Below are 19143 nucleotides of genomic sequence, written 5' to 3'. Positions count from 1 at the left end.
ATGCTCCAGCCGCGGAGAGCGATAAAGCCGCAAATCGTCAGGGAGGCATGATCGCCGTGAAGGAGCAATTCGCTCTGCGGAATTGTGATCGCGCCGGCTGGTTGTTCGCGTCGGCATGCATAGATCTACGGCTCCCATCCCAAGAGATCACGCCATGGAACATCCGAAATACAAGATCGCCCTCGTCGTCGGCGCCGGCGAAGGCCTGAGCGCGTCGCTGGCGCGGCTGTTCTCCGCCCAGAATATTCGCGTGGCGCTGGCCGCGCGCAAGATCGAGAAGCTTGGCGCGCTCTGCAGCGCGACCGGCGCCAAAGCCTATGCCTGCAACGCGGCGGATCCGGAGGAGGTCGAGCGGCTGTTCGGCCTGGTCGAGCGCGAGATCGGCACGCCCGACCTCGTGGTCTACAATGCCAGCGGCCGCACGCGCGGGCCGTTCGTCGACCTCGTGCCGGCCGACGTCGCCAACGCGATCGCGGTCAGCGCCTATGGCGGTTTCCTGGTGGCGCAACAGGCGGCAAGACGCATGCTGCCGAACAAGCACGGTGCGATCCTGTTCACCGGCGCTTCGGCCAGCGTCAAGGGCTATGCGCAGTCGGCCTCGTTCGCGATGGGCAAGTTCGCACTACGCGGACTGGCACAGAGCCTGGCGCGCGAGCTGTCGCCGCAGGGCATTCATGTCGCGCATTTCGTGATCGACGGCGGCATTCGCAGCGCGGCGCGGACAGAGGCCGCGGACAGACCGGATTCGATGCTCGATCCCGATGCGATCGCGCAGAGCTATTGGAACGTCTTGCAGCAGCCGCGCAGCGCCTGGAGCTGGGAGCTCGAACTGCGGCCCTGGGTGGAGAATTTTTGAGTTCAGTTCGTCATTCCGGGGCGGTCCGCAGGACCGAACCCGGAATCTCGAGTTTCCGGGTCTGGTCCTTCGGACCATCCCGGAATGACAACAAATCGAAGGGGAGAGGCGACATGACCACGGAAACCACCATCGACACCGGCACCAACGAGCTCCTCTGCGTCATCCGCGACCGCGTCGCCATCATCACGCTGAACCGGCCGGAGGCGCGCAATTCGCTCTCGGACGCGCTGACGCCGGCGCTACGCACGATGATCCGGACCTGCGGCGAGGATCGCGAGGTCGGCGCGCTGCTGCTCACGGGCGCGGGCGAGGCCTTCTGCGCTGGCGGCAACGTCAAGGGCATGGGTGCGCATCGCGACCCCAAGAAGCTGGAAATGTCGCTGGAGGAGCGGATCGCCGATCTGCAGGAGCGGCAACGGCTGCTGACCGGCGCGCTGGTGTCGGTGCGCAAGCCGACCATCGCTGCGCTGCCCGGCCCCGCGGTCGGCGCCGGCCTTGCCATCGCCATGGCCTGCGACATCCGCATCGCCGCGCAATCGGCCTTCGTCGCCACCGGCTATGCCCGCATCGCGCTGTCGGGCGATTACGGCATCGCCTGGCTGCTGACGCGGCTGGTCGGCACCGCGCGGGCGCGCGAATTGATGTTCACCGGCGACCGCGTCGATGCCGCACGGGCGGAAGCGATCGGGCTCGTCAACCGCGTCGTGCCCGACGACAAATTGCAGACGGAGGCGTTTGCGCTGGCCAAGTCGCTCGCCGAAGGCCCGCGCCTCGCGCTGCGCTACATGAAGGACAATCTCGACGAGGCCGTGCTGTTCGACTTCGAAACCGCGCGCGACCACGAGGCCGAGCGGCTGGTGCGCCTGACCACGACCGCCGATCACAAGGAGGCGGTGCAGGCGTTCATCGAGAAGAGGAAAGCGGTGTTCACGGGGAAGTAGGCGCGCCTAACATCCACGGCGTCATTCCGGGGCGATGCGCAGCATCGAACCCGGAATCCATTGGGCCCAAAGCGAGCCGTGAAATGGATTCTCTGATGCGCAATTGCGCATCACAGTTCGCGCTACGCGCGCCCCGGAATGACGCTGGAGAGAGAAATCGCAAAGCAAAAAAACACCCGGCTCTGGCTTGGCCAGGCCGGGCTTCTCAGTCATGTCAGGCCGAGGCTGAGGGGCGTTCGGCCTGACGGGAAAGGGCGGCGAGGCGCCAGCTCGCGCAGGGGATGTCTTTCGGTGCGACCGAGATCTCCTTGTCGAAGCGCACCAGCTTCCAATCGTCGGGATGATTGACGAATGCGAAGCCGGATTTGCGCGCGAGCGACACCATGGTCTCGTTGGAGCGCAGCGTCTCGCCGAACATGTGCTCGGCGCCAAGCGCGGCGGCGCGGCATTCCAGGTTCTTCATCAGCGCGGTGGCGATGCCGTGGCCCTGCCAGCGGTCATGGACCGACAGGCCGAACTCGAGCGTTGCGGTTTCGGCATGCAGCGCATAGCGCGCCTCGGCGACGATGGTCTCGAAGCCGTCGACCAGCATGGTGGCGACGATCGTGAAGCGCTCGCGATCGCCGATCTGGAGGAAGTCGCGCAGCAACCCTTCCGGCAATTCGCTGACGGCGCCGAAGAAGCGATTGTAGCGCGAGCGGGTCGAGAGCGAGCGGAAATAATGCTGGAGCTCCTCGGTGTCGCGCGGCTCGACGAAGCGGACATTGAGCGCCTCGCCATGCCGGGTGCGCAGCGTGTCCGAATATTGCTTCAGGTCTTCGAGGCGAAGGGTGCCCATGACACATGCCATCCGGGAAAGGGAGCGCCGGCGCCCCTGTGGTCAGGCGGCGCCGGCCTGGCGGCCAATCAGGCCCGCCAGAAGGGTTTCTCGGCCTCGAAGGCGATGTCGGACCAGGACAGTCCGACGTCCTGGAGATCGCGTGCGGTCCATTGCGTGAGCTCGCGCCTGGTGCGGTAGCGCTCATGCCAGACGTGGAGCGTCTCGCCAATCTGCTCGATCAGGCCGGGCGCATGATGATTTGTCATCGAGTTGTGGGTCAAAGTAGACATTTCGAGCTCCTAGAGCTAACTTGGCTGCTAATATCTGCTTCTTGGTGCACCGCGACAAACGACAATTTGTACCTTTTCGCATGAAATAACGTCATGTATCCTGCTGCCAAATGACTGCCAGATTGCCGTCCCTGAACGGATTGCGGGCGTTCGAGGCTGCCGCGCGCCATCTCAGCTTCACGCTGGCAGCCAGCGAGCTGAACGTGACGCAGACCGCGATCAGCCATCAGATCCGCAGGCTCGAGGAGGAGCTCGGCATCCGCCTGTTCATCCGGCAGAACCGCGCGCTGGCCCTGACGCCGGAAGCGCGCGACTACCTGCCGGGCGTCCGTGCCGCCTTCAACGACCTGCGGCTTGCGACCGACCGGTTGCTGCGCAAGGACGACGACAAGGTGCTGACGGTGTCGACGCTGGCGTCGCTCGCCGCGAAGTGGCTGCTGCCGCGGCTGAGCGATTTCCAGGAGCAGCATCCCGGCCTTGATGTGCGCATCACCACCTCGACCAGCCTCGTCGATTTCCAGCGCGACAATGTCGATGCGGCGATCCGCTACGGCCGCGGCCAGTGGCCGGGCCTGCGTGCCGACTGGCTGATGGCGGACGAACTGTTTCCGGTGTGCAGTCCTTCGCTGCTGCACGGCGACAAGCCGCTGCGCCGGCCGGAGGATCTGCGCAACCATGCGCTGCTGCACACCTCGAACGCCAACAGCGACGACTGGCGGCTCTGGCTGACCGCAGCCGGCCTGCCGGCCGATATCGCCAGGCATCCCGGCATCACCTTCGACATGATCTTCATGACCATCCAGGCCGCGATCGACGGCATCGGCGTGGCGATGGGGCGAACCTCCTATGTGCAGGACGACATCGCCAAGGGCCGGCTGGTGGTCCCCTTCAAGATCGCGCTGCCGGCCGATGCCGGTTTCTACCTGGTCGCCCCGGAGGGCCGCCGCGAGGCGCCGAAGCTGACCGCGTTCAGGCAGTGGCTGATTGCTGCCACGCAGAACAAGACCTGACAGATCGGTGGCGTCTTCCCCCTGGGATGTCATTCCGGGGCGCCTCGAAGAGGCGAGCTATGATGCGCAATTGCGCATCAGAGAATCCATTTATCCGAGCATTGCTGTCGCACGATGGATTCCGGGCTCGCGCTATGCGCGCCCCGGAATGACGGCGAGAGTTACAGCTCCACCACGACGTAATCGCTCTCGACGCTCACCGGGATCGTCTCGGCGACATACGGCCCCTTCACCACGTTCGCACCCGGCTCGACATGGGCCGGATAGGCCTTCACGCGAAAGCGGCGGGGGTCGCAATAGGACTGGCCGGTGCGGATGTCGAACTCCCAGCCGTGCCAGGGGCAGCGGATGATCTCCCCAAGCTTGGTGTATTCGATCTCACCGGGATTGCTGGACTGCGCGAGGCCGATCAGCGGACCTTCGCACAGCGCCGCGCCCTGATGCGGGCAGCGGTTCATCAGGCCGAAAAATTCGCCCTTGATGTTGAAGACGGCGATCGGCCGTCCGTCGATCTCGAGGAATTTTCGCGTGCCCGGAGGAAGCTCGTCAACCGGCGCGATGACGTGTCTTGCCATCAGGAAATGCCGTACAGCTTCTTGGCATTGCCGAGGTAGAACGCCTCGCGGTTGGCCTCGCTGACGCCGGCCGGCAGTACGCGCGAGGGCTCGTCATAGTCCCAATGCGGATAGTCGGTCGCGAACAGGAGCCGGTCCCAGCCGATCCAGTCGATGACGTCGAACAGATCCTCGCGCCTTTCAGGATCCTCCATCGGCTGCGTCGTCCACCACACCTGCTCGCGGATATATTCCGAGGGCGGCCGCTTCACATGCGGCACCTCGCTGCGCAGGCGTTGCCAGGCCTTGTCGAGCCGCCAGGCCAGCGACGGCGCCCAGCCGAAGCCGGCCTCGATCATCACCATCTTCAGCTTCGGGAAGCGCTCGAACACCCCCTCCAGCACGAGGCTCGCCAGCGCCGATTGCTGGCACTGCGAATGCCCGACCATCTCCTCGATGTAGTAGCTCGGCCAGCCCGACGGCGTGATCGGGTTGCCGCCGAAGCCGAAGGCGTGAACGCCGACGGGAAGGCCGGCCTCCTCCGCAGCCTGATAGATCGGCCAATAGCGGCGCTGGCCGAGCGGCTCGACATTGCGGCTGAGCAGCAGCACCTGCACGAAGTTCTTGTCGCCGGCGCGCTCGCGGATCTCGGCGGCGGCCGACAGCCCATCCTCATTGCCGACGACGATCGAGGCCTTCAGCCGCTTGTCCTTGCTGGTCCATTTGTCGATCTGCCAGTCGTTGATCGCCGAGCACAAAGCGGCCGACAGCTCGTGATTGCGAATGCCCTGCCCGGTGTTGAGCGGATTGAGCACGCCCAGCTGGACGTTGTTGGGATCGAGCAGCTGCTTCTGCATGAAGGACAGCGAGGATCCCTGCGGCCCGCCCTCCGGCGGATAGGCGTCGCGGCGCGAGGCGTTGGGCTGCGCCTTTGGGTAAGGCGGGCCTTCCATCATGCCCTGATAGGCATGGACGCCGTAGACTTCGAGATGATGCTGCCAGCGTTTGGCGAGATAGGGATAGAGCTCGGTGCGGGTGGCGCGGGCCGGATGGATGTCGCAGTCCGCGATCGCGGTTTTGGCGGTCAGGGGGGACGCGGCTTCTTGGTTCTCGCGAAACTGGATATTCATCGCCTTGCCTCCTTTGGCAGCGGGCTCATTTCAGGCGGGGATAGGTCGCATGCGGATTGTCGATCATGATCTTGCGCACGAGATCGGGGGACAGACCTTCGGGCAGCGCGTCCTGGCCGTCGAATTGCCAGTGCGGATAGTCTGTGGAGAATAGGACCAATTCATCGGACTGCATATGCTCAAACAGGCGATTTAATGTCGCCTCATCCGGCGGCGCATCAAATGGCTGTAACGAGAAGCGGATGTTGCTGCGCACAATATCCAGCGGTGCGCGATCAACCCACGGCGTTTCCATCCGCACCCCGCGCCAGAACTTGTGCAGCCGCCAGAGATAGGGCGAGATCCAGGAGACGCCCGACTCCAGCATTACCATTTTCAGGCGCGGATATTTGGCGAAGACGCCCTCGACGATCAGGCTGGTGAGCTGGGTCTGGAACGCCTGGGCCTGACCGACATAATCCTCGATGTGGTAGGACCCCCATCCCACCGCGGTCGGCGGATTGTGATAGGCGGAACCGGCGTGGATACCGACCGGCAGTTCCAGCCGTTCCGCGGCCTCGTAGATCGGCCACAGCGCGCGCTTGCCGAGCGGCACATCGCCCATGACCAGCATCAGCACCTGCACGAAGCGCTGGTTCCGGGCACAGCGCTCGATCTCGGCCACGGCCTTCTCGACGCTTTGCGTGGGGATCACGATCGAGCCGCGCAGCCGCGGATCGCGGTCGAGCCACTCCGTCACAAGCCAGTCGTTCAGCGCACCGCAGAAGGCCGCCTGCATGTCCTCCGAGAACACCATCTGCACGCCGTAGAGCGGATTGCAGATGGCATGCTTAAGCTGGAAGGGATCGAGCACGTGACGCTGCATGTCCTTAAGGCTCTCGCCGGGCTTGCCTGTCTCGGGACGCCAGTCGGGTCGCGCCGTGATCGGCGACCTCTCGGGATAGGATTGCGAGATGAGGTCGACCATGCCGCGCGTCGTCACCTGATCGCGCCAGTAATCGTTCAGGTAGGGCAGCAGGCTGGTCAGATGCGGCACGGCCGGATGCACATCGCAATCCACCCCGCCGGCGATCAGGGACGCCATGACGTCTCCCTTCTCACGTTTCCTCGCTTGTCTCTTCTGTCCTCGCCATTCAATCAGGCCTGCCCCTCGCCCGCAACTCGGCCAAGGCTTCTGGCATATGCTAGGAAGGCGCAGCTCGGTTGCGGGAAAACAGAGGTTCAGGGAATGAAAGAACTCGTCGGCATTGCGGAACAGATCGCCGCCAAACTGATCGCCCGTAAACAGACCATTGCCGTCGCCGAATCCTCCACCGGCGGCCTGATCGCCGCGAGCCTGCTCGCGGTACCCGGCGCGTCCGCCTATTTCCTCGGCGGCGCAGTGGTCTACACCCGAGACGCCAGGCGCGTGCTGATGGATATTTCGGACGAAGGAATGAGAGGCTTCCGCTCCTCGTCTGAGCCCTACGCAGAGCTGCTGGCCGGACAGATGCGAACGCGCTTCAACAGCGACTGGGGCCTGTCCGAGACCGGCGCAGCCGGCCCCACCGGCAACCGCTATGGCGACGCCGCCGGCCATAGCTGCATGGCGGTTGCGGGGCCTATTCCGGAGGTGATGACGCTGGAGACCGGCAGCAGCGAGCGGTTTGCGAACATGCAGGTATTTGCAGCAACGGCACTGAAGTTGCTATTGAGGAAGCTGGAGGGGTGACGGCATCGATGCGGTGAGCCGGGACAGTCTTGCCACCAATACTGCTGTCATCGCCCGGCTTGACCGGGCGATCCAGTACTCCGAGGCCGTTGTGATTGAATCGATAGGCCGCGGCGTACTGGATGCCCCGCCTGCGCGGGGCATGACAGCAGAGAGTGGGACGATGTCACCGCCCCAAATGCCGCATGAAGATCCGCACCACATATCCCTGCACCCGCGGCGCTTCGTCATAGACATCCGACGCGATCCGCTCGATGGTCTCGCGCAGCGACAGGAATTGCGCCTGACGCGCGCTGCTTTCGGTGCCTTGCATGCCCGCGAGCTCGTCCATCGCGGCGTCGCTGATCTGGCAATGCACGACCTCGCCGTCGTTCAGCATGGTGAAGCGAAAGGCCAGCCGTTCATGGTCGTGGCCGATGATCCTGTCGCGCGTCAGTGGCATCAAGTCGTCCCGGTCGAGCCCCCGCGACGGACAATGCTGAAAATCGCTCCGCTTGTCAGCAGCAAAGAGCACCTTCGCCCTACTGGAATGCCACTTCGGCAAAGCTGCGGAGCTTGCGCGAATGCAGCCGCTCCGATTCCTGCTGCTTGAGCCGCTCCAGCGCCTTCAGGCCGATCTCGAGATGTTGGCCGACACGGCGGCGGTAGAACTCGCTGGCCATGCCGGCGAGCTTGATCTCGCCGTGCAGCGGCTTGTCGGAGACGCACAGCAACGTGCCGTAGGGCACGCGGAAGCGGTAGCCGTTGGCGGCGATCGCGGCCGATTCCATGTCGAGCGCAACGGCGCGCGATTGCGACAGGCGGCGGATCACCTCGGGCCCGGAGATCTCCCAATTGCGGTTGTCGACGCTCGCCACCGTCCCCGTGCGCATCAGACGCTTGAGCTCGAAACCTTCGAGGCCGGTGACGTCCTCGACCGCCTCTTCGAGCGCGACCTGCATCTCGGCCAGCGCGGGAATCGGCACCCACGGCGGCAGCTCGCGGTCGAGCACGTGATCCTCGCGCACATAGCCATGCGCGAGCACGTAGTCGCCGAGCCGCTGCGTGTTGCGCAGGCCCGCACAATGACCGAGCATCAGCCAGGCGTGCGGGCGCAGCACGGCGACGTGGTCGGTGACGTTGCGCGCGTTCGACGGACCGGTGCCGATATTGATCAGGGTGATGCCGCGATAGCCCGATACGACCAGATGGAAGGCCGGCATCTGCGGCATGCGCGCGGGCGCGATGCCGCTGATCGCACCGCCGCTCTGCGTGATGACGTTGCCGGGCGCGACAAAGGCATCGAGGCCGGCCTCTCCCGACTGAAGCCGCTGGTGACAGAGCTGCGCGAAAGCGTCGACGTAGAACTGGTAATTGGTGAAGATCACGAAGTTCTGGAAATATTCGGGATCGGTGCCGGTGTAGTGATACAGCCGGCGCAGCGAGTAATCGACGCGGGCGGCGCGGAACAGCGACAGCGGCTCGGGCGCACCGGGCTGCAGCTCGAACGTGCCGTCGGCGATGGAGTCGTCCATGGTGGCGAGAACCGGCACGTCGAACGCGTCGCGCAGCGACCGCGTCACGGGGGAATTCTCGCTGGTCGTGATGGCCGCCTCGATATTGATGTCGCGGCGATAGGCGAAATGGATCGGGATCGGCTCGGCCGATTCGCCGATCTCGACAGGCACGCCGTGATTCTGGATCAGCAATCCGATCTGCTCGGTGAGATAACTGCGGAACAGATCCGGCCGCGTCACGCTGGTTTCATGCACGCCGGGCCCGGCGACGAAGCCGTAGGCGAGACGCAGATCCAGCCTGGCATGCGTTGCGGTGGTGATGCGCACGAAGGGATAGTAGGCCCGCACCCGCGTCGCGATCGCCTCGCCGCCGACATAGGCCTCGAACCGGTCGCGCAGGAATTTTGTGTTGCGCTCGTAGATCTCTTCGAGACGGGCGACCGCAAGGCCGGCGTCGGAGAAGGATTCAGTGGCGATGGAGGGAGGAGATTGCATGGTTCGGCCGCCGGACGATTTTTGACCTGAGTCGAACTATAGCAAAGAAGGCAGTGCTGTAGGGTGGGTTAGCCCTGCAGATGCGCAAAGCGCATCTACTCGGCGCAATCCACCACTTCTGGTTCCGCGGATAGAGAAGCGGTGGGGTACGGCTTTGCCTAACCCACCCTACGAATTCATGACGCGCTTTCGCGCGTCATTTCTCCCTGAACGCTCGCATCAGCTGGTCGTGCAGCGGCTTCATCAGGTAGGACAGCATGGTGCGGTCGCCGGTCTGGACGAAGGCTTCCACGGGCATGCCGGGAATCATCTTGACGTCCCCGAGGCGGGCGATCTCTTCCGCCGGCATTGAGACGCGGATGGTGTAGTAGCTCTGGCCGGTGCGCTGGTCGGTGGTGACGTCGGGCGAGACGCGACTGACGAGGCCGTTGAGCTCTGGCGTGGTGCGCTGGTTGAACGCGGAGAGGCGCAGCAGCGTCTTCTGGCCGATCTGGAGCTTGTCGATGTCGACCGGATTGACCTTGGCCTCGACCTGGAGGTCGTCGGCCTGCGGCACGATCAGCATGAGCGCGTCGCCGGCGGTGACGACGCCGCCGACCGTGTGCACGTTGGATTGCAGCACCATGCCGTCCTGCGGCGCGCGGATGTCGATGCGGCGGAGCTGGTCTTCGGCCGCGACCTTGCGCTCGATCAGCTCGCCGATCTTGTCGTTGGTCTCGCGCAGATCCTTGGAGACTTCGCTCACCACGTCCTTGTCGACCTGGATGATCTGCAGCTCGGTCTCGGTGATCTTGCCCTTGGCCTGCGCGCGGGCAGCGATGTACTGCGCGCGCTCGCCGTTGAGACGCGCCGAGTCGCGTTCGAGCTGGGTCAGGCGCGAAAGCTGCACCAGACGCTTGTCGTAGAGATCGCGCACGCCGGTGAGCTCGTTCTGCACCAGCGCGATCTCCTGATCCTTGGCCTTCTCCTGGGCGCTGAGACCGGCGATCTCCTCGTTGAGCTGGGTGATGCGCTCGCGCAGCTGCGCCTTCTGTCCGGCGCGGCCGTTGACGCGGACGTCGAACAGCTTGGTTTCGGCGGAGAGCAGCAGCTTGACGTCGGGATCGTTGGCGCGTTCGAGCAGGGTTTGCGGAAATTCGATCCTGTCGACACCGCGCTGCTCGGCCTGCAATCGCGCCGCGCGCGCCTGCGCGGCGTCGAGATTCTTGGTGACGATGGCAAGGTTCGCCCTGGTGACGGTGTCGTCGAGCCGCACCACGATGTCGCCGGCCTTGACCCGGTCGCCGTCGCGGGCGCGCACCTCACCGACCACGCCGCCGGTCGGATGCTGCACCTTCTTGACGTTGGATTCGACCACGATCTGGCCCGGCGCGATCAGCGCGCCCGAGATCAGCACGGTCGACGCCCAGCCGCCGAGCCCGATGACCAGCACCAGCACGATGCCAAGTCCGAGCAGCAGATGAAACCTGATCGAGTCCCGGACGGTGTTCTTCGCGGCAGGCTTCGGGCCGCCGATGGCCATCGTGCTCATGGCTTTGTGCTCATGGTTTGGCCACTCCGCCTTCGCTGACGATCTTGATCGGCGCGGGCGGCGTCGCCCGCGGCTGCAGCACCTGGGCGAGCACCTGTTCCTTCGGGCCGAACGCCTGCATGCGGCCGTCGCGCAGCACCAGGATCTGGTCGACCGCCTCGACGCCGATCGGGCGGTGCGCCACCACGACGACGATGGCGCCGCGCTCGCGGGCGGCGCGGACGGCGCGGGTCAGCGCCTCGTCGCCTTCGGTGTCGAGATTGGAGTTGGGCTCGTCCAGCACGATCAGGAACGGATTGCCGTAGAGCGCGCGCGCCAATGCCACGCGCTGCGCCTGGCCTGCCGAGAGCGCGGTGCCCTGCTCGCCGACTTGCGTGTTGTAGCCTTCGCGCATCTTGATGATCATCTCGTGCACGCCGGCTTCTTTCGCCGCCGCGATGATGGCGTCGGACGTCGCTTCGGGATCGAACCGGCTGATGTTCTGGGCGATGGTGCCGCCGAACAATTCGACGTCCTGCGGCAGATAGCCGATGTGCCGGCCGAGCATGTCGGACGACCATTGATCGAGCGCGGCGCCGTCGAGCCGCACCTTGCCACGCACCGGCTGCCAGACCCCGACCAGGGCGCGGATCAGCGACGACTTGCCGGAGCCGCTCGGGCCGATCACGCCGAGGCCGTTGCCCGCAGTGAGCGTGAAGTTGATGTCCTGCACGATGAGGCGCTGGTCGCCGGGCGGCACCATGGCGACGCCTTCGACAGAGAGCCGGCTGGTGGGTGCCTGCAACTGCGTCGGCGTCGCCTGTGCCGGCATCTGCTCCAGCAGGCGGGTGAGGCGATGCCAGCTCTGGCGCGCGGCGACGAAGGATTTCCAGTGCGCAATGGCGAGGTCGACGGGTGCCAGCGCGCGGGCGGAGAGGATCGAACCGGCGATGATGATGCCGGCGGTCGCCTCCTGGTGGATGACGAGATAGGCGCCGACCGCGAGCACGGCCGATTGCAGCATCATGCGCAGCACCTTGGCGACCGCGCCGAGCCCGCCGGCGACGTCGCTGGCGCGCTGATTGCCGGCGAGATATTTTTCGTTGGCCTCGCTCCAGCGCTGGTTCATCCGGCCGGCCATGCCCATCGAAACCATGACTTCGGCGTTGCGGCGGCTGGCCTGGGCGAGATCGTTGCGCTGGGCGGCAAGGCCCATCGCCTCCTTCGCCGGTTGGCGGGACATGAATTCGGTGACCAGGGTCAGGCCGACCAGGATAATGGCGCCGATCAACGCGGTGACGCCGATCATGACGTGGAAGGCGAAGCAGATGGCGAGGTAGAGCGGCAGCCAGGGCAGATCGAAGAACGCGCTCGGGCCCATGCCGCCGAGGAAGGAGCGGACGTTGTCGAGATCACGCAGCGGCTGCAGACCTTCGTTGCGGCTGCCGACCAGCAGCGGCAGGCGCACGATGGTGTCGAACACGCGCTTGTTGAGCGCCTCGTCCAGCGCGGTGCCGATCCGCCCGAGGATCCGGTTGCGGATCATGTCGAGCACGCCCTGCGCCATGTACAGGAAGCCGGCGAGGATGATCAGGCCGACCAGGGTCGGAATGCTGCGGCTCGGCAGCACGCGGTCGTAGACCTCCAGCATGAAGATCGACCCGGTCAGATAGAGCAGGTTGATCATGCAGCTCATCAGGCCGACGCCGACGAACGCCGTGCGACAGGCGCGCAAGGCGTCACCGAGCTCTGAACGGCGGACGCCGGAGGCTGCCATCAGTCTGGTCTCTTTCTGGTGGGGCCAAAGCCCCTGATTTCACGGGCAATTCAGGCTACGCGTCCCGAATTAACATCATGTTGGCGCTGCGTCCAACGCGGGCCGGTTCATTCAGAACCCCGATAGGCCACATCTACTCCCGACGGCCGGGCACGCAAGCCCGGTATTTCACAGTCTTTGCGGCTTTTTGGTGCAGACGCGGCCGCCCCTCCCCAGGTCTGGAAGAGGCGGCAAGTTCCGATCGATCGGGCCGGGCTGCTGCTAGAGCCGGCCGCCGCCCCGCACCAGCCGCACCACCAGCAGCAGGATGACCGCGCCGATGGCGGAATAGACGATCTCGGAGACCAGGCCCGTGCCGAGGCGGATGCCGAGCTTGGGAAACAGAAGGCTCGCCACCAGCGCACCGCAGATGCCGATCACGATGTCGCCGATCAGGCCGAAGCCGGCGCCCCGCACGATCTTGCCGGCCAGCCAGCCGGCGACCAGGCCGACGAACAGGATGACGAGCAGGCCTTCGTTGGAAATGTGCATCGATGCGGTCCCTCTCCATCAACGCCCGGCATGGAACGGGAACCGGGATGAATGGAGTCTGAATGGCATGAAGCTCGCGTTGCCACGAGCCTGGTTGATCTCGTCCAAGACTATGACACCGCGGTGAAGGGCTCCGCCAGCACACACCTCGCCGCCCGGCCGGGCCCGACCTCCACATTCGCTGGCAGCTGCTCCAGGCAACGCGGCTCGGCGAGCTTGCAGCGGGGGGCGAAGGAGCAATTGTGGGGCATTTCGGCCAGCGAGGGCGGCGTCCCGGGGATGGTCTCCAACCGCTGGCCGCGCCTGGCGCCGTGGATGGTGGAGGCAAGCAGGCCCCTGGCGTAGGGATGCATGGGCGTGCGGACGATGTCGCGCAAGCTGCCCTGCTCGACGATCTGGCCGGCATACATCACCGCGACACGGTCGCAGATCTCGATGGCGACGCCGATGTCGTGGGTGACGAAGATCACGGACATGCCGAACTCGCGCTGCAGCTCGCGCAGCAAGAGCAGGATCTGGATCTGCACGGTGGCATCGAGCGCCGTGGTCGGCTCGTCCGCCAGCAGGATTTTTGGCCGACAGGCCAGCGCCAGCGCGATCATCGCGCGCTGGCGCATGCCGCCCGACATCTCGTGTGGATAGGCATCCAGCCTTCGCTTCGCCGAGGGGATGCGCACGACCTCGAGCATCTCGAGTGCACGAGCCCTGCCCTCCGCATAGGTCTTGCCCTCGTGGCGCACGACGCTTTCGGCGATCTGCGCGCCGATGGTGTAGACCGGATCGAGCGCGAGCGCAGGCTCCTGGAAGATCATCGAGACGGTCTGGCCGCGGAACGACGACAATTGCTCGTCGTTCATGGCGAGCACGTCCTGCCCCATGACGTTGACCTTGCCGGAGATCTGCGTGCGCTTCTTCGGCAACAGCCGCATCAGCGCGCGCAGCGTCACGCTCTTGCCCGAGCCGGACTCGCCGAGCAGGCCGAGCACCTCGCCATCACCCAGCGACAGGCTGAGGTCGTTCACGGCATAGACCGTGCGCTCACCGGTGAAGCGGATGTTGAGGCCGGAGATCTCGACGAGCTTGGTCATGACGGCAGTTTCGGCAATCGATCGTGATAATCGGTGGCACGCTGGAAAGCGGCGCCGATGGTGAGCAGGGTCGCCTCGTCGAAGGAGCGGCCGATCAGCTGCATGCCCACGGGCAGGCCGCTTCTGGTGAAGCCGGATGGAATGGTGAGCGACGGCAGGCCGAGGAAATTCACCGGGCGGGTGAACAGCGTCAGCCGCTGCAACAGCGCCGGCGCGTTCGGGCCGCCGCCGACATCGCTCTCCTCGATCGTCGGCGCCGGCACCGGCGAAGCCGGCGCGATCACCGCATCGACGCCTGCGGTTGCGGCGTTGTGCGCGGCGAGCGCGGGGCCGCGCCAGCGCATGGCCTCCAGATAGGTGATGGCGGGGACGGCGAGGCCGTTCTGAAGCCGCATCAGCACCTGTGGGCCATAATCCTGCGGGCGCTCGATCATCCAGCGCTTGTGGAAGGCGGCCGCTTCCGCGGCGAGCACGAGCTGGCTCGCCGAGGACAATTGCCGCTGATCCGGCAGCTCGACCTTGACGATCTCGGCCCCCTCGCGCCTGAGCAGCGCGATGGTCTCGTCCAGTACGCGCGCGACCTCGGCGTCGAGATCGTCGACATAGAACGAGCTGGGCACGCCGATCCTGAGGCCTTTTAGCGAGCCCTTGGTGGCGGCGACATAATCCGACGGCGGCTCGTGGCTGCACGTCGAGTCGGCGGGATCCGGGCCTGACATCAGGGCCAGCAACAGCGCGCAATCTTCGGCGGTGCGAGCCAGCGGACCGACCGTGTCGAGCGATTGCGACAGCGGCATCGCGCCGGCGCGGCTGACCCGGCCGACCGTGGTCTTCAGTCCCGTCACGCCGCAGAAATGCGCGGGCATCCGGATCGAGCCGCCGGTGTCGGAACCGAGCGCAGCATAGGTGAGACGCGCCGCGACCGCCGAGCCGGAGCCGGACGACGAGCCGCCGGTGATGTGGGCAACGTTCCAGGGATTGCGCACCGGGCCGTAATGGGCGTTGTGGCCGGTCGGGCCATAGGCGAATTCGGCCAGGTGCAGCGTGCCGAGGCGGACCTGGCCGGCATCCTTGAGCCGTTGCAAGGCGGTGGAGGTCACGGTCGGCACGAAGTCGCGGCGGATCAGCGAGCCGCAGGTCGCGACATGGCCGGCGTCATAGTACATGTCCTTGTGCGCAAGCGGCACGCCGTGCAGCGGACCGCGGACCTTGCCCGTAGCAAGCTCGGCATCGGCGGCATCGGCCGCCTTCAGCGCGGATTCTGCCTCAATCGACATGAAGGCATTGAGATGCGGCTGCCATTGCGCGATGCGGTTGAGCAGCGCGCGCGTCACCTCATGCGAGGACAGCTGCTTCATCGCGATCGCACGCGCGACCGCGGTGAGCGTCATCAGTGCGGGCTCGGTGCTCATTTCGACACCTTCTGCGTCTGCACGATCGGGTAGAGCGCGGGCTCGAGATCGAACGGCAGCGTACCGGCGATGGTCGCAAAGCCTTCGAAGGCAGGTCCGATGGAGTTGGAGATGCGGGTCGCGATCTCGTCATCCACGGGCACGCCGGCGATTTGCGCGATGGGCTTGATCTCTTTCGGTGTCGGTCTCGTCATGCGGTCATCTCCCTAGGCGCGCGGCTATGGCCAGAACCCGGAATTGCCATGTAACACGCGGCCTCGTGGCCCATCTTATCCAGCGCTGTCAGCTTTGGTGTCGCATTTGCGCAGAGCGGCTCCGCAAACGGACAACGGGTGTGGAAGCGGCAGCCCGGGGGCGGGTCGATCGGGTTCGGCGGATCGCCCGTGATCGGCGGCGTCTCGGTGCGCCTGTCGGGATCGGAGGACGGCATCGCGGCAAGCAGTGCGCGGGTGTAGGGATGTGCAGGACGATCCCAGACCTGGTCGACCGGACCGAGCTCGACCACCTCGCCGAGATACATCACCAGGACCCGGTCCGAGATGTAACGGACGACGTTGAGGTCGTGGCTGATGAAGAGATAGGTCAGGCCGAATTCGCGCTTGAGGTCGACAAGCAGATTGAGCACCTGCGCCTCGACGGATTTGTCGAGCGCGGAGACGGCTTCATCCAGGATCACCAGCCGCGGCGACAGCGCCAGGGCACGTGCGATGTTGACCCGCTGGCGCTGGCCGCCGGAGATCTCGTGCGGGTAGCGATTGGCGAAGTTTTCGGGGCGCAATCCGACCTTGCCGAGCAGCTCGCGCGCGAGGGTGCGCGCCGCGCCATCGGCCATGCCGTGCACCTTGGGGCCGAAGGCGATCGACTCCTCGATCGTGAGTCGCGGGTTGAGCGAGGCGTAGGAATCCTGGAACACCATCTGCATGCCGCGGCGCAGCTCGCGCAGGCTCAGCGACTGCCCCACGGTCATGCCATCATAGATGATGTCGCCGGTATCGCGCGGCATCAGATGCATCAAGAGCCGCGCGGTGGTGGACTTGCCGCAGCCGGATTCGCCGACAATGCCGACGGTCTCGCCCTTGGCGACGGTAAAGGAGACGTTGTCGACGGCACGTACGGTGCGCTTGGCAGCGAACAGCCCGCCCCGCACCGGGAAGTGCTTGGTCAGGCCGCTGACCTGCAGCAGCGGCTGCGCGACGCCGCCGACGTCCTCCACCGGTTCCAGCATTTCGACGGATGTGCTCTCGCTCATGGCTAGTTCCTGATGTCCATGGCGCTGCGCAGGCCGTCCGAAAGCAGGTTGAAGCAGATCGAGACCGCGAAGATCATCGCGCCGGGCAGGGCTGCGACCCAGGGATTGACGTAGATCGCGGTGCGCAGGGTGTTCAGCATCAGGCCCCATTCCGGCTCCGGCGGCTTGGTGCCGAGACCGAGGAAGGAGAGACCGGCGGCCAGGATCATCGAGACCGAGATGAGACTGGTGGCGTAGACGAAGATCGCGCCCAGCACGTTGCCGAGGATGTGCACGCGCATGATGGTGAAGGGCCCCGCGCCGGAGGCGCGCGCGGCCTCGACGAAATCCATGTTGCGCACGCCCGTGGTGACGCTCTCGGCGACGCGGGTGATCTGCGGCACGAACACGACGGTGAGCGACACAATGGAATTGAGGATGCCGGCGCCCAGTGCGCCGGAGATCGCGATCGCCAGCAGCACGGAGGGGAATGCATAGAATACATCGACCGTGCGCATGATGGCGGTGTTGAGCTTGCCGCCGACATAACCGGCAATGAGGCCGAGCGAGGTGCCGATGCCGAAGGCGAGGATCACCGGCAGGATGCCGATCACCAGCGACAGCCGCCCGCCATAGATCAGCCGCGCCAGCATGTCGCGGCCGAGCTCGTCGGTGCCGAGCGGATAACCAGGCGTGCCGATGTGACGGAGGCGGCGGATCATCGAGCCCTTGTAGGGATCTTCGAGGCCAAGCCAGGGCGCTAGGATCGCGGACAGGAAGATCAGCAGCAGCACCAGCGCACAGGCCATGCTGACCTTGTCGCGCCGGATGCGGCGGCCGACGGTCGCCCAATAACCCCGCGCCTTGGTCGTCGGCGCAGCCTGCAACGCGGCGTCGGCGGTGGCGGACAGGGGAAGCTCGCTCATCGGCTGGCTCCCTGTGCGCATTGCTTCACTCGGTGCAGGCCCGGAAGGCAGTGCACGTCTCCCGCTTGCGGGAGAGGTCGGCGCTCCCGGCGATGCGAAGCATCGTGCCGCGCGCCGGGTGAGGGCTCTCTCCTCTGGGGAGTCTCGCGAGCGGAGACACCCTCTCCCCAGCCCTCCCCCGCTCGCGGGGAGGGAGCGCACCTGTTGCGTGTTCACAGCTGGGCCCATCTTTTAGCCCCGCTTGATGCGCGGGTCGATCGCGGCTTGGGCGATATCGACCAGGAGATTGAGGAAGACGAAGAACAGCGCCAGGATCAGGATCGTGCCCTGCAGCAGCGGCAGGTCGCGCTGGAAGATCGCCGAGTTGAGCAGGAAGCCCGAGCCCGGCCAGGAGAACACGGTCTCGATCAGGATCGAGCCGCCGAGCATGTAGCCGAGCTGAAGCCCCATGACGGCCAGCGCAGTGGGCGCGGCATTCTTGATGACGTGACGGAACACACCGGTTTCGCGCAGACCCTTGGCACGCAGGGCCTCGACGAAATCCTGGCTCAGGATATCGCCGGTCAGCGCGCGCACGGTGCGGGTGACAATGCCCATGGGAATCACCGATGTGGTGATCGCCGGCAGCACCAGATATTTCAGATGCGCCCAGTCCCAGGCCCAGGAATTGGAGCCGCTCGGGCCGGCGCCGACCGCGGGCAGCCAGTTCAGCTGCACCGAGAAGATGATGACGAGCAGCATGCCGAGCCAGTAATGCGGCACCGACACGCCGGCGATGGCGAAGGAGGTCGCGACCTTGTCGATCCAGGTCTCGCGGAAATAGCCGGCGATCAGGCCGAGCAGGATGCCCATGGTGAAGCCGATGATGGCTGCGGCGATCGCCAGCGTGACGGTGTTGCCGACCGCGCGCATGACCTCGGCGAGCACGGGACGCCCCGTCGCGATGGAATTGCCGAGATCGCCGTGCAGGGCACGAAGCAGCCAAAGCCCGAACTGCACCGGCAACGGCCGGTCAAAGCCATAGGCGGTGCGCAGCTGCGCCGCGAGCTCCTGCGAAGCGTCGGCCGGCAGCACGGCGACGAGCGGATCGCCCGGCGTGATGTGCACGAGCAGGAAGCACACCAGCGCGACGCTGATGACGATCGGGACGACATAGACGATGCGTCTGGCGATATAGGCGAGCACTTGGATTACTCAATCTAGAGCGAGAATATCTCAGCCGTCATGGCCGGGCTTGACCCGGCCATCCACACTCTGCTTGCCCTGTCATTCCGGGGCGATGCGAAGCATCGAACCCGGAATCTCGAGATCCGGGCTCGCCCTACGGGCGCCCCGGAATGACGGACCCAGAGGAGAGACGTGGAT

20 protein-coding genes are annotated in these 19143 nt (G+C 65.6%); 4 read left to right on the top strand and 16 right to left on the bottom strand.

Going from position 1 to position 19143, the window contains the following annotated elements:
* Nucleotides 1-154: 154 nt before the first annotated feature.
* Nucleotides 155-856 (top strand): SDR family NAD(P)-dependent oxidoreductase, encoded by a 702-nt coding sequence (locus tag ACETMP_RS27420; RefSeq protein ID WP_375158597.1) that lies wholly within the window; start codon nt 155-157, stop codon nt 854-856.
* 113 nt (nt 857-969) lie between these two features.
* A complete protein-coding gene (locus tag ACETMP_RS27415) occupies nt 970-1800 on the top strand; it encodes an enoyl-CoA hydratase (RefSeq protein ID WP_375158596.1) in 831 nt (276 codons plus the stop codon).
* 214 nt (nt 1801-2014) lie between these two features.
* Here ACETMP_RS27415 and ACETMP_RS27410 read toward each other — a convergent pair whose 3' ends face one another.
* Together ACETMP_RS27410 and ACETMP_RS27405 are read right to left on the bottom strand one after the other, a co-directional pair.
* Nucleotides 2015-2638 (bottom strand): GNAT family N-acetyltransferase, encoded by a 624-nt coding sequence (locus ACETMP_RS27410; RefSeq protein WP_375158595.1) that lies wholly within the window; start codon nt 2636-2638, stop codon nt 2015-2017.
* Nucleotides 2639-2706: 68 nt separating this feature from the next.
* Entirely contained in the window at nt 2707-2910 is a 204-nt protein-coding gene (locus tag ACETMP_RS27405; protein WP_257176233.1) for a DUF1127 domain-containing protein, read from the bottom strand.
* Between the two features lie 110 nt (nt 2911-3020).
* Here ACETMP_RS27405 and ACETMP_RS27400 point away from each other — a divergent pair, with 110 nt between their 5' ends.
* Complete coding sequence (locus ACETMP_RS27400) at nt 3021-3920, top strand: transcriptional regulator GcvA (RefSeq protein WP_375158594.1); 900 nt, start codon at nt 3021-3023, stop codon at nt 3918-3920.
* Between the two features lie 161 nt (nt 3921-4081).
* On the opposite strand, the gene ACETMP_RS27395 is transcribed toward ACETMP_RS27400, so the two are convergent.
* The 3 genes from ACETMP_RS27395 to ACETMP_RS27385 are packed head-to-tail and all read right to left on the bottom strand — an operon-like array spanning nt 4082 to nt 6688.
* Nucleotides 4082-4495 carry a Rieske (2Fe-2S) protein gene (locus ACETMP_RS27395; RefSeq protein WP_375158593.1) on the bottom strand — a complete coding sequence of 138 codons (414 nt, stop codon included), beginning with the start codon at nt 4493-4495 and terminating at the stop codon, nt 4082-4084.
* Nucleotides 4495-5604, bottom strand: coding sequence for an amidohydrolase family protein (locus tag ACETMP_RS27390; RefSeq protein ID WP_375158592.1), 1110 nt, complete (start codon nt 5602-5604; stop codon nt 4495-4497). Before ACETMP_RS27390 ends, ACETMP_RS27395 begins: the two co-directional genes overlap by 1 nt.
* Nucleotides 5605-5629: 25 nt before the next feature.
* Nucleotides 5630-6688: an amidohydrolase family protein gene (locus ACETMP_RS27385; protein ID WP_375158591.1), complete on the bottom strand. Its 1059-nt coding sequence runs from the start codon at nt 6686-6688 to the stop codon at nt 5630-5632.
* Nucleotides 6689-6832: 144 nt separating this feature from the next.
* Here ACETMP_RS27385 and ACETMP_RS27380 point away from each other — a divergent pair, with 144 nt between their 5' ends.
* Complete coding sequence (locus ACETMP_RS27380; protein ID WP_375158590.1) at nt 6833-7315, top strand: CinA family protein; 483 nt, start codon at nt 6833-6835, stop codon at nt 7313-7315.
* A 166-nt stretch (nt 7316-7481) separates the two neighbouring features.
* Here ACETMP_RS27380 and ACETMP_RS27375 read toward each other — a convergent pair whose 3' ends face one another.
* The 11 genes from ACETMP_RS27375 to ACETMP_RS27325 all read right to left on the bottom strand — a co-directional run bounded on the left by ACETMP_RS27375 (nt 7482) and on the right by ACETMP_RS27325 (nt 18963).
* Nucleotides 7482-7757, bottom strand: a complete 276-nt coding sequence (locus ACETMP_RS27375) for a DUF1488 family protein (protein WP_028138652.1) — start codon at nt 7755-7757, stop codon at nt 7482-7484.
* Nucleotides 7758-7836: 79 nt separating this feature from the next.
* Nucleotides 7837-9306 carry an AMP nucleosidase gene (locus ACETMP_RS27370; protein ID WP_375158589.1) on the bottom strand — a complete coding sequence of 490 codons (1470 nt, stop codon included), beginning with the start codon at nt 9304-9306 and terminating at the stop codon, nt 7837-7839.
* Between the two features lie 196 nt (nt 9307-9502).
* Complete coding sequence (locus tag ACETMP_RS27365) at nt 9503-10837, bottom strand: HlyD family type I secretion periplasmic adaptor subunit (protein ID WP_375158588.1); 1335 nt, start codon at nt 10835-10837, stop codon at nt 9503-9505.
* Between the two features lie 10 nt (nt 10838-10847).
* Nucleotides 10848-12596 (bottom strand): type I secretion system permease/ATPase, encoded by a 1749-nt coding sequence (locus ACETMP_RS27360; RefSeq protein ID WP_375162003.1) that lies wholly within the window; start codon nt 12594-12596, stop codon nt 10848-10850.
* A 258-nt stretch (nt 12597-12854) separates the two neighbouring features.
* Nucleotides 12855-13124: a GlsB/YeaQ/YmgE family stress response membrane protein gene (locus ACETMP_RS27355; protein WP_375158587.1), complete on the bottom strand. Its 270-nt coding sequence runs from the start codon at nt 13122-13124 to the stop codon at nt 12855-12857.
* A gap of 110 nt (nt 13125-13234) precedes the next feature.
* Nucleotides 13235-14212 (bottom strand): ABC transporter ATP-binding protein, encoded by a 978-nt coding sequence (locus tag ACETMP_RS27350; protein WP_375158586.1) that lies wholly within the window; start codon nt 14210-14212, stop codon nt 13235-13237.
* Nucleotides 14209-15624: an amidase gene (locus ACETMP_RS27345; RefSeq protein ID WP_375158585.1), complete on the bottom strand. Its 1416-nt coding sequence runs from the start codon at nt 15622-15624 to the stop codon at nt 14209-14211. The genes ACETMP_RS27350 and ACETMP_RS27345 overlap by 4 nt, the downstream gene beginning before the upstream one ends.
* Nucleotides 15621-15818 (bottom strand): hypothetical protein, encoded by a 198-nt coding sequence (locus ACETMP_RS27340; protein WP_135164504.1) that lies wholly within the window; start codon nt 15816-15818, stop codon nt 15621-15623. The genes ACETMP_RS27345 and ACETMP_RS27340 overlap by 4 nt, the downstream gene beginning before the upstream one ends.
* The gene (locus ACETMP_RS27335) at nt 15815-16873 is read right to left on the bottom strand and encodes an ABC transporter ATP-binding protein (RefSeq protein WP_375158584.1); all 1059 of its coding nucleotides are present in this window, start codon (nt 16871-16873) and stop codon (nt 15815-15817) included. Before ACETMP_RS27335 ends, ACETMP_RS27340 begins: the two co-directional genes overlap by 4 nt.
* A gap of 2 nt (nt 16874-16875) precedes the next feature.
* Nucleotides 16876-17778: an ABC transporter permease gene (locus tag ACETMP_RS27330; protein WP_375158583.1), complete on the bottom strand. Its 903-nt coding sequence runs from the start codon at nt 17776-17778 to the stop codon at nt 16876-16878.
* A gap of 231 nt (nt 17779-18009) precedes the next feature.
* Entirely contained in the window at nt 18010-18963 is a 954-nt protein-coding gene (locus ACETMP_RS27325) for an ABC transporter permease (RefSeq protein ID WP_024338965.1), read from the bottom strand.
* Nucleotides 18964-19143: the final 180 nt, after the last annotated feature.

Origin of the sequence: Bradyrhizobium dasycarpum (genome assembly GCF_042019905.1) — a bacterium.
GTDB lineage: Bacteria > Pseudomonadota > Alphaproteobacteria > Rhizobiales > Xanthobacteraceae > Bradyrhizobium > Bradyrhizobium japonicum_B.
This window is presented reverse-complemented; position numbering and strand designations above follow the sequence as displayed.

Bases quoted from the DNA above. Each gene is read 5' to 3' on its own strand.
- ACETMP_RS27410 (WP_375158595.1), bottom strand. From the start codon at position 2,638: ATGGGCACCCTTCGCCTCGAAGACCTGAAGCAATATTCGGACACGCTG.
- ACETMP_RS27335 (WP_375158584.1), bottom strand. From the start codon at position 16,873: ATGAGCGAGAGCACATCCGTCGAAATGCTGGAACCGGTGGAGGACGTC.
- ACETMP_RS27415 (WP_375158596.1), top strand. From the start codon at position 970: ATGACCACGGAAACCACCATCGACACCGGCACCAACGAGCTCCTCTGC.
- ACETMP_RS27350 (WP_375158586.1), bottom strand. From the start codon at position 14,212: ATGACCAAGCTCGTCGAGATCTCCGGCCTCAACATCCGCTTCACCGGT.
- ACETMP_RS27405 (WP_257176233.1), bottom strand. From the start codon at position 2,910: ATGTCTACTTTGACCCACAACTCGATGACAAATCATCATGCGCCCGGC.
- ACETMP_RS27395 (WP_375158593.1), bottom strand. From the start codon at position 4,495: ATGGCAAGACACGTCATCGCGCCGGTTGACGAGCTTCCTCCGGGCACG.
- ACETMP_RS27375 (WP_028138652.1), bottom strand. From the start codon at position 7,757: ATGCCACTGACGCGCGACAGGATCATCGGCCACGACCATGAACGGCTG.
- ACETMP_RS27390 (WP_375158592.1), bottom strand. From the start codon at position 5,604: ATGAATATCCAGTTTCGCGAGAACCAAGAAGCCGCGTCCCCCCTGACC.
- ACETMP_RS27345 (WP_375158585.1), bottom strand. From the start codon at position 15,624: ATGAGCACCGAGCCCGCACTGATGACGCTCACCGCGGTCGCGCGTGCG.
- ACETMP_RS27370 (WP_375158589.1), bottom strand. From the start codon at position 9,306: ATGCAATCTCCTCCCTCCATCGCCACTGAATCCTTCTCCGACGCCGGC.
- ACETMP_RS27420 (WP_375158597.1), top strand. From the start codon at position 155: ATGGAACATCCGAAATACAAGATCGCCCTCGTCGTCGGCGCCGGCGAA.
- ACETMP_RS27330 (WP_375158583.1), bottom strand. From the start codon at position 17,778: ATGAGCGAGCTTCCCCTGTCCGCCACCGCCGACGCCGCGTTGCAGGCT.
- ACETMP_RS27365 (WP_375158588.1), bottom strand. From the start codon at position 10,837: ATGAGCACGATGGCCATCGGCGGCCCGAAGCCTGCCGCGAAGAACACC.
- ACETMP_RS27400 (WP_375158594.1), top strand. From the start codon at position 3,021: ATGACTGCCAGATTGCCGTCCCTGAACGGATTGCGGGCGTTCGAGGCT.
- ACETMP_RS27380 (WP_375158590.1), top strand. From the start codon at position 6,833: ATGAAAGAACTCGTCGGCATTGCGGAACAGATCGCCGCCAAACTGATC.
- ACETMP_RS27340 (WP_135164504.1), bottom strand. From the start codon at position 15,818: ATGACGAGACCGACACCGAAAGAGATCAAGCCCATCGCGCAAATCGCC.
- ACETMP_RS27355 (WP_375158587.1), bottom strand. From the start codon at position 13,124: ATGCACATTTCCAACGAAGGCCTGCTCGTCATCCTGTTCGTCGGCCTG.
- ACETMP_RS27385 (WP_375158591.1), bottom strand. From the start codon at position 6,688: ATGGCGTCCCTGATCGCCGGCGGGGTGGATTGCGATGTGCATCCGGCC.